This is a genomic window from Microbulbifer mixtoriginis (SeqCode) (assembly GCF_052466865.1).
Window position 1 is genome coordinate 484,456 of sequence record NZ_CP174293.1, and the last position, 12,422, is coordinate 496,877.

The 12,422-nt window shown below is 54.0% G+C and carries 7 protein-coding genes; 6 read left to right on the forward strand and 1 reads right to left on the reverse strand.

Annotation, left to right across the window (positions count from 1 at the left end; genetic code table 11):
- Window positions 1-34: 34 nt before the first annotated feature.
- Window positions 35-991, reverse strand: a complete 957-nt coding sequence (gene gshB, locus ACJJJA_RS02290) for a glutathione synthase (protein ID WP_444905277.1) — start codon at window positions 989-991, stop codon at window positions 35-37.
- A gap of 354 nt (window positions 992-1,345) precedes the next feature.
- Here gshB and pilG point away from each other — a divergent pair, with 354 nt between their 5' ends.
- From pilG to ACJJJA_RS02320, 6 genes are all read left to right on the forward strand, one after another.
- Window positions 1,346-1,741, forward strand: coding sequence for a twitching motility response regulator PilG (gene pilG / locus ACJJJA_RS02295; protein WP_020413651.1), 396 nt, complete (start codon window positions 1,346-1,348; stop codon window positions 1,739-1,741).
- Window positions 1,742-1,977: 236 nt separating this feature from the next.
- Entirely contained in the window at window positions 1,978-2,340 is a 363-nt protein-coding gene (pilH, locus tag ACJJJA_RS02300; RefSeq protein ID WP_252084182.1) for a twitching motility response regulator PilH, read from the forward strand.
- Window positions 2,341-2,356: 16 nt separating this feature from the next.
- Complete coding sequence (locus ACJJJA_RS02305; protein ID WP_444883443.1) at window positions 2,357-2,896, forward strand: chemotaxis protein CheW; 540 nt, start codon at window positions 2,357-2,359, stop codon at window positions 2,894-2,896.
- A 160-nt stretch (window positions 2,897-3,056) separates the two neighbouring features.
- The gene (locus tag ACJJJA_RS02310) at window positions 3,057-5,198 is read left to right on the forward strand and encodes a methyl-accepting chemotaxis protein (protein ID WP_252084184.1); all 2,142 of its coding nucleotides are present in this window, start codon (window positions 3,057-3,059) and stop codon (window positions 5,196-5,198) included.
- 159 nt (window positions 5,199-5,357) lie between these two features.
- The gene (locus ACJJJA_RS02315; RefSeq protein ID WP_444905278.1) at window positions 5,358-11,774 is read left to right on the forward strand and encodes a hybrid sensor histidine kinase/response regulator; all 6,417 of its coding nucleotides are present in this window, start codon (window positions 5,358-5,360) and stop codon (window positions 11,772-11,774) included.
- 42 nt (window positions 11,775-11,816) lie between these two features.
- A complete protein-coding gene (locus ACJJJA_RS02320) occupies window positions 11,817-12,299 on the forward strand; it encodes a chemotaxis protein CheW (RefSeq protein ID WP_444903645.1) in 483 nt (160 codons plus the stop codon).
- Window positions 12,300-12,422: the final 123 nt, after the last annotated feature.

The following is a 12,422-nucleotide window of genomic DNA, read 5'->3' on the forward strand; positions in this document are numbered from 1 at the left end:
CACTGGTGGGAGTCATTCAAGTTGAAGGCGCAGTTTAGCGCTTTTGTGCCAGACGGTGTGTGATGGCGCTCATTAGTCGCGCACCGATATAAGTGTCGTAGGCCGTATCAATCTCACGCACACAGGTTGGGCTGGTGACATTAATTTCCGTGAGGTAATCACCGATAACATCCAGACCGACGAATAACAGCCCTTTTTCCTTCAGGGTGGGGGCGACTTGTTCGACGATCCATCGATCTCGGTCAGTCAGTGGCCGCGCTTCACCACGGCCACCGGCGGCTAAATTGCCGCGAGTTTCACCCGCCTCGGGAATTCTGGCTAGGCAGTAGGGTACGGCTACACCATCGACAACCAGAATGCGCTTATCGCCATCTTTAATTTCGGGAATATAACGCTGCGCCATGATTTGTTGGCGGCCGTGTTGGGTGAGCATCTCCAGAATGGCGCCTAAATTAGCGCCGTCCGGTTTGCAGTGAAAAATACCTGCGCCACCCATGCCATCGAGGGGTTTGAAAATGACATCCCGATGGGTTTTATGAAACTCCCTCAGGCGCTGCATATCCTTGCTGACCAATACAGGCGGGCAGCACTGGGGAAAAGTCGTTGCAAAAATTTTTTCATTACAGTCCCGCAGAGACTGCGGTTTGTTAACGACTAATGCACCTTCGCGTTCAGCCGCTTCAAGGATGTAAGTGGAGTAAATGTACTCATTATCGAAGGGGGGGTCGATACGCATTAAAATGGTATCGAGTTCTCCAAGGGGCATCTCCCTGGCTTCTTCCAGGCTAAACCAACGCTCGGCATCGTCAAATACCCTCAGTGGTCTGCCCTTACCAATGGCGCGGCCATTGTCCAGATACAGGTCGCTTTGCTCAAAATAAAACAGCTGGAAACCGCTGTCTTGTGCGGCCTGTAACAGTGCGAGTGTCGTATCTTTCTTAAAATTGATCTGGGCGATGGGGTCCATCACCACACCGAGGGAGTAATTCATCTTAGCTTCCGTAGTTGAAGGGATTTTTGATCCCGCGCCGCGGTGGTTGTGGCTGATTGAAATGTTGCCACTGCCAACTTGTAGGGTGGATAAGGTAAGAGCAGCTTCGTCTAGGTGCAACTTAATTAGATAAGTTGTCTGGATTGGCAATAAAAAGTGGTGATTATTTGCACCATAAGGTCTGCGGTGCTTCAGCGCGGCTAGATTCACCTGGGGTTCTGTGATAAAAGTTCCACCCAGTGTGCGATCTTGGCAAAGAGAGACACCCAGGCCCCGCAAGCGGCTCAAAAAAGGGTGCAGATAAAAAATTTTCGCGTGCCCGAAAATAAGTAAACAGGGGATTCAATAAAGACTATGGAGCTTAACTGGGAAAGTCTGACTGTAATGGTGATTGACGACAGTAAGACAATTCGCCGCACTGCCGAGACTCTGCTACAAAAAGCAGGTTGCACGGTCGTCACTGCTACAGATGGTTTTGATGCGTTGGCGAAAATCGCGGACTCCCGTCCCGATGTTATTTTTGTCGATATCATGATGCCGCGCCTGGATGGCTATCAGACTTGTGCGCTGATTAAAAACAACAGTGAATTCCGCTCCACTCCAGTAGTGATGTTGTCGAGCAAAGATGGTTTGTTCGACAAAGCGAAAGGCCGCGTTGTTGGTTGTGATCAATATCTGACAAAGCCATTTAGTAAAAGCGAGCTGCTGGGAGCAATTTCCGCTCACGCAAAGCCGCACCACGCAGCCTAAGTAATCACTAACAAAAAGGGTCTGATTTTTTGGGCCAACCCCTTCGCTCTTTGGGGGGGGATGAATTAACAGACATACCGTTCACCACATCTGCCTGTGGTGGAAGGTTCTGTAGTCTGGCAGTGCATTGGCAGTAAGTGCAGACTTGGCACATGCCATCAAAATAAATACAACAAATCGCCAAGCACTGTCATTTATTGAGCAGTTGCCAATTCGAAGAAGTCATGGGGGAAATGATGGCAAGAGTATTAATAGTTGATGACTCTCCTACCGAAACACACAAGCTGACCACAATACTTGAAAAGCATGGCCATTCGGTAATTACCGCGCCCAATGGTGAAAATGGTGTGGATGTTGCACGCAGTCAGCGACCAGATCTGATTTTGATGGATATTGTGATGCCTGGGTTAAATGGATTCCAGGCCACACGCCAGCTGAGTAAGGATGGCAATACCGCGGGGATACCGATCATTATGGTGACTACCAAAGATCAGGATACCGACCGGGTTTGGGGTATGCGCCAGGGCGCAAAAGCTTATCTCACCAAGCCCGTTGATGAGGGCAAATTGTTGAGTGCAATTGGGGAGGTGTTGGCCTGACGGCCAGCTGCTCAGCGTGCAGTCACAAACCCCCTATCTAGCACTTGTTGATATCGCTCGGCGAGCTAAAGCGCAGGCCACCGGCCTGCCCGGCCGCCGAGAAATCAAACCCTATTGGACCGGAATCGGTTTCTCTTTACTCGGCCACAACTTCGTCGCCTCAATGGATGATGTTGTGGAATTGCTCGAAGTGCCGCAGCACACTTTTATTCCCGGCGTTCAGCCCTGGGTAAAAGGTGTTTCTAATGTTCGCGGCCGCCTGTTACCCCTGATTGATCTCGCAGCCTTTTACGGCGGCCACCTCTCGGGCCAGCGCCAACAGCGCAGGGTTCTGGTGTTGGAGCGGGAAAAAACCTACGTGGGGTTGATTGTCGACAGGTTGCACGGAATGCAGCATTTGGCATTTGAATATGCCCGTGAAGCACCAACAGATTTAATTGAGCCATTTGCGCCGATGGTGCATGGCCAGTTTATTTTACAAAAGGACCGGTGGCTGGTGTTCGACATGCGGGCTCTGCTCAAAGACCCTCATTTCATGGATGCTGCCACTCGTTAAGGTCCGATTGAATTTTCGGCATCTCGCAGCTTTTGAGATGTTGGGGGGACCCTAAAGCGGTGCAGGGATATTCGCACTGGCTGAGGGCCATTGTCATTAAAGCGTTAAATATTCAGTGGTATTAAACCGGCCTAATGCTTGGGCCCGCTAGGAGTAAACTATGAAAACAGGCTCCCAGAGCTCCTTTTCCGCGTTTCGCAGTAACCCTGCTGCGCTGGGTTTGGGTCTGCTGGTACTCGCCGTACTGGCGGGGCTGATTGTCAGTATCTATTTGGTGCAGACCCGCAGTGATCGCGATAAAGAGTACCTACAGCAAGTTGCTGAACTTCGAGCACTTTCCTATCAGCTGGTCTCCTATGCACCGGCGGCCACTTCCGGAGACGACGAAGCGTTTGCCGAGCTGGAAAAAGTTTCCGGGCAGATGGCTAACGCCTGGAATCAGCTGCAGGGAATGGATAAAGGCAGCCGCAGGGCGCTGGACGCTGAGCTAGCGACTTACGGTACCGTTTGGCGTAAGTTGCGCGAGCAGGTGGAAACGATTACCGGTAACAAAGAAACGATTATCTTCCTGAACGATGTTGCCACCACTTTGAGTGACTCCCTGCCGGAATTGCAGGCTGAGCACAACAATATTGTGGAAATTCTGCTAGCTAATAATGCCCCCGCTAATCAGGTTGAACAGGCTCAGTTACAGGTATGGCGGGCTGAGCGAATCGGTCGAAACATCGACAAGATGCTGCAGGGTGATGACGATGCCGAAGGCGCAGCCGACCAGTTTAATACCGATGCTAGCTTGTTCGGTAAAGTGGTAGATGGCATGAAGAGCGGTGATGTAGTGATGGGAATTTCCCGCATTACCGATGAGGAAGCGCGCCGCTCGCTCGATGAAATTACCGAACTGTTTGAATTTGTAAGCTCGTCTGTTCGCGAGATCTTCGAAGCAACCCCGGCACTGTTTGCATCACGTCAGGCAACCAACGGCATTATTGCATCCTCGCCACAGCTGCTTGAGGCTCTCAGTACTCTGAACGACCGTATTGTGAATCTGGCCGATGAACGTCAGCCAAACAATATGACTATTACCATTTTGGCTGCAGCCTTCGTGCTGTTAATTTTTGCCATGATGGGAATGGCCTTCTCCGGTACCCGCCGCAGCCTGATGGAAGAAGCCGAGACCAATGAGCGCAACCAGCAGGCGATTATGCAGCTGCTGGATGAGCTTGCTGACCTCGCCGATGGTGACTTGACCACCTCCGCAACGGTAACCGAGGCCTTTACTGGTGCGATTGCAGACTCTATCAACTTCACCATCGACCAGTTGCGTGTGCTGGTATCTCGAATTAACGGCACCGCACAGGAAGTATCTGGGCTTTCTCAGGAAACCCAGCAGACAGCCCTGCACCTTGCCGAGGCTTCCGAGCATCAGGCTCAGGAGATTGCCGGGGCCTCTGCCGCGGTGAACGAAATGGCGGTCACCATTGACCAGGTATCTGCTAACGCCTCCGAATCTGCTCAGGTTGCCGAGCGCTCGGTACAGATCGCAAGCAATGGTTCCAAAGTGGTACAGAACACCATCAAGGGCATGGATAATATCCGGGAGCAGATTCAGGACACCTCCAAGCGGATCAAGCGCCTGGGTGAATCTTCCCAGGAGATCGGCGATATCGTAAGTCTGATTAATGACATTGCCGACCAGACCAACATCCTCGCACTGAATGCTGCCATTCAGGCGAGCATGGCGGGTGACGCCGGTCGAGGCTTTGCCGTGGTTGCGGACGAGGTTCAGCGACTGGCGGAACGCTCTGCCGCGGCAACCAAACAGATTGAAGGCCTGGTAAAAGCGATTCAGTCTGACACCAACGAGGCGGTAATCTCCATGGAGCAGACCACCACAGAGGTGGTACGTGGTGCACGTTTGGCACAGGACGCCGGTGTTGCGCTGGAAGAGATCGAGAATGTATCCAGCAACTTGGCCTCTTTGATTCAAAACATCTCCAACGCCGCCCGCCAGCAGGCTTCCTCTGCTGGCCACATCTCCAACACCATGAACGTGATTCAGGAGATTACTTCGCAGACTTCTGCCGGTACACAGGCTACTGCTCAGTCTATTGGTAATCTGGCGCAGACCGCCAGTGCCCTGCGTGAATCTGTTGCCGGCTTCAAACTGCCGCAAGAGGAGAGCGTGGAAACCAATAGTGAAATGTACGACGTGGAGTTGCCGGAGATGGATGCGGAAACTTTCACGCTCGACAGTGAGGAAAGCAACTCCTTGGAGTCCCGTGAAGACCGGGCTCTGGCCTAACCCACAAAATAAAGCCCGGCGCCTTCGTTGGCTGCCGGGCGGAGAGGGCGCACGGAGCAATTTCCGCAAGATTGCGAACCCTGGATCGCTTCGGGTAGAGCGCCTGCATAGAGAATGAATTATTGGGGACTTGGCGTGAGTCACGACAATCCGAACTTCATGGCCCTGGACTGGCTGATAGGCGAAATTAACGAGACTCTGGCACAGGCACGCCAGTTCCTCGAGACTTTCGCAACGGATCCGCAAGCCGGTGAGACCCTGCTGCAGAACAGCTTGTCCCTGGTGCACCAGGTACACGGTAGCCTGCATATGGCGCAACTCAATGGTGCGGCGATGCTGGCTGAGGAAATGGAGCAATTGCTTCAGTCACTGGCCGGTGGCACCGTTGAAAATACCGATGAGACGCGCGAATTTACGATGCGCGCCCTGCTGGAATTACCTCTCTATTTAGAGAAGGTTTCTTTTCAGCGCCGTGATAATGCGGTGCTGTTGCTGCCCCTCCTCAATGATTTGCGCGCGGTGCGCCGCGAGCGCCTGATTACCGAGGGCGCACTCTTTTCCCCGGACCTCACTTCATCGAATCGCATCAACGGAAAGCGCCAGCCTTTGACTGCAGACAATGTGCGCCTGCAGGAGCTGGTGGGCAAGTTGCGCAAGATGTATCACGTTGCCGCAGCGGGGCTAATCCGCGATGTAAACAGTGGTGAGAGCCTCTCTTACCTGGTGAAAATTGTCGAGAAGTTGCAGCTGCTCTACAGCGGTAGCCGGCGGCAGTCTCTGTGGGAAGTATTACTGGGTATCCTGGAAGCCCTGGCGGAGCACCGTATCAATGTGCAACCAGCATTGCGCCATCTGCTGCGCCGAGTCGATGTAGAGTTCCGCCTGCTGCAGGGTCGCGGTGCCAGAGTACTGGATGCCGAGCTGGATGCAGACTTCCTGAGTAACCTACTCTTCTACGTTTATCTGGCCGGTCCAAATGGTAGCCGTTGCCAGGAACTGTACCAACGCTTTGCCCTGGATAGGGCAGTGCCGGGCACGCCTCGTCCGGATACAGAAGATGTCTTGGCCATGGGGCCTGAAGCATTGGGTACCGCAATAACTGCACTGCGTGAAGAGTTGCAGCTGGTGCGTGAGGCGCTGGAACCCAGTGGCGCAGCCTCCGAACTTCCTCCCCTCAGTGAGACTGCTGCTATCGCCAAGCGGATTGCAGATACCCTCGGCGTTTTGGGTCTCGAAGCGCCAAGAGGTCGTGCCCGCGGCATTTATGAGTATCTACGCGATGCCTCGCGCGGCACTGATGTCGAAGAGTACCTGATGCGCGCCGCAGGTGAGCTGGTGCAGCTTGACTCAGCCCTATCGGCTGCTGTCGACCGCAATAAGCGCGGTGATAATGAACAGCCGATTATGGGTGATGCTACAGATTCGGTGCTGCGCGAAGCGCGCCTGGGCCTGGAGGCGGTTAAAGAGGCGGTCATGGAGTATGTGGCCAGCCACTGGGATATCAGCTATCTAAGCCGCGTACCCCAGCGCCTGCAAGAGGTATGTGGTGGCCTTGAAATGGTGGGCTACCAGCGTGCGAGCAAAATTATTGCCGCTTGTAATCGCTTTATCAGCGATGCACTGATCGACCGGGCAGAGCAGCCGGAATGGCGAATGCTCGACACCCTGGCCGACGCGATCACGAGTGTCGAATACTATCTGGAACGCCGAGTTGAAGGCCTGGATGATACTGAGATGTTGCTGGCTCTGGCGGAAGACAGTGTCGCGAACCTCGGCATTACCTTTACTGATGCTGAGGTATCTGCGGAGGAGACTGAGTCCGTCCACGAAAGCGCGGTGATTGAAGAGGATAATGCTGGACTTAAGCTATTTTCACCGGAGTTTTTCGATAGCGCAGACACCGACAAAGATAATCGTGAAGAGCAACTTCTCAATGTTGTCTCTGCACCGGCTGAGCTTGAGATCGAATCCGTCCCTTATGTTGAACAGCCAGTGGAGAAAGCACTGGATCTGCAGCAAGTGGAAGTCCCTGCTGCGGAAGAAGCTAATGAGCATGAAGACAACTGGTTCTCAACAGTTGAAAGTACTGTCGAGCCTGAGACTCTTTCCGAGGCCCCGGCGGTAGCTGCAGAAGAAGAAATTTCTGTAGCAATGGCAGCAGACAGCGAAGATGAGTCGTCACCTAACGAAGTGGAGCCGCTTGCAGAAACTGGGTCAACCTCAGAGCCTGTTGAGAGCGAATCGCAAGAGTTAGTCGATGATAGCGAGAGCTTGATCGATGATGAGATCATCGAAATTTTCCTCGAAGAAGCCAGCGAAGTACTCGCGCATATCGGCAATTATTTTCCGGAATGGGCCGCTAATTTTGCCAACTCAGACGCCCTGGTGGAGTTCCGCCGTGGCTTCCATACCCTGAAAGGCTCTGGCCGTATGGTCGAGGCGCTGGATATCGGTGAGTTGGCCTGGTCCGTGGAAAATATGCTTAATCGGGTAATCGATGACAGCATAAAGCCTGAGCGCGCCCATGTGCTGTTAATTGAGCGGGTATATCAGAAGCTGCCATCGATGATCGAGGCATTCCGCCTCCGCAAGAGCGATCCGGACAAATCCCTTACCCTGCAGTTACAAGCCTGGGCGGAGCAGCTCAGCCAGGGGCATATCCCCTCGGAACTGCTGGTCGAAGATGCCAATACCGCAGCTACTGCAATCGTTGAGGAAGAAGAATGCAGCGACGAGCGGGCACAGTTGTGGGAGATCTTTGCCCAAGAAGCCGATACTCATCTGGGTGTCGTTGATGACTACCTTGCAGACATGCGTGCTGCGGCTCCGGTTTACGGTGTACCCAGCGACCCCCTGCACCGAGCCCTGCATACCCTGAAGGGCTCTGCGCATATGGCAGAGGTCAAGGTGGTGGCCGAAATGATGGCGCCTCTGGAGCGCTTCGCCAAAGAGCTGCGTATTTACCAGGTGCCCATCGATGCGGATATCTTCGAGCTGATTGGCGATGGCGCAAATTACGTACGTCAGGTTTTGGCACAGATCCGCGCTGCAGAGCCCATTGAGGTTGAGAGGGCCGAGCAATTCCTTGCCCGTGTTGCCGAGTTGCAGGAACGTTCCGTAGGTCACCTGATCCGCGAGCGCGAAGCGAATGAGCCCAGAGCAGTAGATCCTCAACTTCTTGAAGTGTTGATGGCAGACGGTATGCGTGTCCTGCTGGATGCGGATCAGATGCTCAATCAGTGGCGTGCAAACCCTGCCGATAAATCTCAGGTGAGTGAAGTTGCCGAAGAGCTCAATACCCTGCAGGAGGCCGCCAGCCGCGCTCAGCTACCGACCCTGGCAGAGCTGGCACAGTTACTGCTGGAGGTTTATCGCAAAGTATTGGCCGATCAGCTAGAGGAAGAACCCGCCTTGTGGGCTTCCCTTGAACAGGGGCACAACGAGTTACTCGATTTAGTGGATGCTGTCGCCGCTGCCCAGGACTTACCTGAGGTTAGTGAGGCGGTAGAGGAAGCTCTGCGCTATCTGGCCGAAGGCGAAGTGAGCGAAGATGTATCAGAGGATGACTACGACCTGAGCGAACTGGGTATCGAGGCACAAACTCTCGACCCTGAAGCTGGAGTGGCTGCAGAGGTTTCTGATCTAGAAACTGAAAATATTGAAGAGCACTCAGTTTCCGTCGACGAGGTGCAAGCCTCCGTACTGGAGCCGATTTTTGCCCCCACCGCTGAGTCCGTTTCTGCGACTTTGCCTGAGGTAGAGTTAGAGTCCGCGCAATCAACGGAAGTTGAAACTGTCGATGCTCCAATGGTGGAGATGGTAGACAAGAGCGCTGTGGAATCCGTGGACGTCTCACCCGAGCCAGTCTTGGATGACCTCTATGACGCACTGTTCGAGGTGGCCGAGACTACAGACATCTGCGCTGACAAGACAGCTGAACCTGAACAGAATGCAGTAGAGCCTGCTATTGAGGCTGTGGAGCCTGTTCGCCAAGCGCCTACTGTGGAAGTGGTATCAGAGTCACAAGCTGGGCTGAGTATTGCCGAACAACAGCGCCTGTTGGCGGATATTGATCCCGATGTGGTCGATGTCTTTATGGAGGAGGCTGGCGATCTTACCGACGAGCTGGAAGAGCTGATTCAGGCTTGGGAAGACACACCAGAGAGTGGTGAGCAGGCTGAGGCGCTCAAACGGGTTCTGCATACCTTCAAGGGCGGTGCCCGCATGGCCGGCCTTATGGGGCTTGGTGAAGTTGCTCACCGCTTTGAAACAGCGATTGAGGGCATGCGCGATATTGTGAAACCCTCCGCACAATTCTTTAGCGAGGCGCATTTCACACATGACCGTATTGCCGAGGGAGTAGAAACCGTTCGCGCCTGGATGGCAGGTGAGCAGTTGGAGGCCTTTGTTCAACTGATCACTACCGATTGGGCTGACATTCAAAACCCGCTTGGCAATGTGTCTGATCCTGTCACTCAAGCTATCACGGAGGAAGTACCTCCAAGTGTTGATGCTGAGCTTGTGACTGTTGCTGATGAGTCCATCATTGTCGATAAACAGGAGCCACTGTCCACAGAAAGCGAGGAACGTCCTGAACCTGAGCAGGGACTAGAGCCCTCTGGGTCATTGCCGCAGCCAGTACAATCTTCTGATGCCGGCAATGTTCTGCCATTTATCCGCAAGCCCGAGGGTGTGGAAAATGAGGTGGCGGCTCCCACCAGGAACCAACCACAGGAAATGGTTCGGGTTGCCGCTGAGCTTTTGGAAGAGCTGGTGAACCTCGCTGGTGAAACCGCAATCTCCCGAGGCCGTCTCGAAGAGCAGATGAGCGAGTTTGGTCTGGCCCTCGATGAGATGGATTCAACCCTGTTGCGTCTCAATGAGCAGCTGCGTCGTCTGGATCGTGAGACCGAGGCACAAATCTTGTTCCGCCAGGAGCAGCTGGCTGAGCAGGATGGTGATTTTGACCCGCTAGAGATGGACCGCTACTCATCTATTCAGCAGCTGTCCCGCTCCCTGCTTGAGTCCACTTCTGACTTGATGGAGCTGCGCTCCACCCTGGATAACAAAGCCCGCGATACCGAGACACTGTTGCTGCAGCAATCCCGTGTTAATACCGAGTTGCAAGAGGGGTTGATGCGCAGTCGCATGGTACCTTTCTCACGCTTGGTGCCCAGGCTGCGTCGTATTGTGCGCCAGGTGAGTGCGGAGCTCGGAAAACAGGTGGAGCTGGTGTTCTCCAACGTCGAGGGGGAACTGGACAGGTCCATGCTGGAACGTATGGTGGCACCTCTGGAGCATATGCTGCGCAACGCGGTAGACCACGGCATTGAAATGCCTGATGCACGCCGCGCGGCAGGCAAGGCCGAACGCGGTCGCATCGATGTGGCTCTGGCTCGAGAAGGCAGTGAGGTGGTGCTGACCATTCGCGACGATGGAGCAGGGGTGAACCTGATCCGCGTGCGGGAGAAGGCTGTGGAAAATGGCCTGATGCGCCCGGATGCGGAGCTCTCCAATAGCGAGATATTGCAGTTTATTCTTCAGGCAGGTTTTACCACTGCGGAAAAAGTTACCCAAATTTCCGGCCGTGGGGTCGGTATGGACGTGGTTTCCGCCGAACTCAAACAGATCGGTGGCAGCGTGCATATCAATTCCGAGGCGGGTGCCGGCACGGAATTTGTAGTGCGCCTGCCGTTTACCGTATCGGTCAACCGCGCACTGATGGTGAAGATTGGCGAAGACCTGTTTGCTCTGCCGCTCAACACTATTGAAGGTATCGTACGCCTGAGCCCCTTTGAGCTGGAGCATTACTACCGCTCTAGCGATGCCCGCTTTGAATATGCAGGCGAGCTGTATGAGGTGAACTACTTTGGCACCCTGCTGAAGTCTGGTGCCCAACCGAAGCTCAGTGTTGATGATATGCAGTTACCGGTATTGTTAGTGCGCTCCGAGGGTCACGCTATGGCCCTGCAAGTGGATGCTATCCGCGGCAGCCGCGAGATTGTTGTGAAGAGTCTTGGTCCACAGTTTTCTGGGGTACAAGGAGTTTCTGGGGCAACGGTAACTGGTGATGGCAGTGTGGTGGTGATTCTCGATGCCCATGCCCTGCTGCGGCGTCAGGCAACCCAGTTAGCACGCCCGGATATCCCACAGCTGCAGTTACAGGTAGAAGAGCAGCCCGAGCGGGAAGAACGCCAGCAGACTGTAATGGTGGTAGACGATTCCGTAACGGTACGCAAGGTAACCACACGCTTCCTGGAGCGCGAGGGGTATCTGGTCAGTACCGCCAAAGATGGTCAGGATGCCGTGATTCAGCTGCAGGATAAGGTTCCAGATCTGATACTTCTGGATATCGAGATGCCCCGTATGGATGGCTTCGAAGTGGCGCGGCATATTCGCTCCAGTAGTCGCTTGCGAGATATCCCCATCGTGATGATTACTTCCCGTACCGGTAGTAAGCACCGTGATCACGCTATGTCTCTCGGAGTCAATCACTACCTGGGTAAGCCCTACCAGGAAGACGTATTGCTGGAGGCTATTCGAGAATATGCCGGCACTTCGGCCGTTGGCAGTTGAGCGAATACCAAGAAATGAAATATTGCATGCAAGAGGTAGGCAATGAGTGAAGTTGAAGCGCTGCCGCTAGATGTTCCCCAGGAGGTGAGCAGCCTGCTGTTGCCGCTACAACAGGGCCAGATGTTGGTTCCTGTAGAAAGCCTTTCCGAGGTGATCGCTATGCAGGTACCTATGGCGGCATACGATGTGCCTGAGTGGTATCTGGGGGACCTCATTTGGCGTGAGCAACGCCTGCCGCTGTTGTCTTTTGATGTGATGCGTGGCGAAGCACTGGGCGGAACCTCAGATAATGCTCGTATCGCGGTGCTGAGTAGCGGAAACCCCGATGGAGACCTGCCCTATTTTGCTCTTATATTGCAGGGGACACCGCGTTTAGTAAGGGTGACCCAGGAAGAACTAGTGCTACGGGAGCAAACCCTGAGCCCAGGGGAGCTAATGCACGTGGCACTTTTAGGTGAAGAGGCCGTCATTCCCGATCTGCAGAGCGTAGAGCGTTCCTGCCTTAGGTATAGAGAGTCAGAATAGTGGCGTAATAGCGCGGATGTCTCTTGTATGACAGGTGATAAGAGAGAAAACAATAATCAATAAAAGAAAAGGGGCCATGGGCCCCTTTTCTTTTATTGGTATGCCCACTCATTAAGTGGGCTT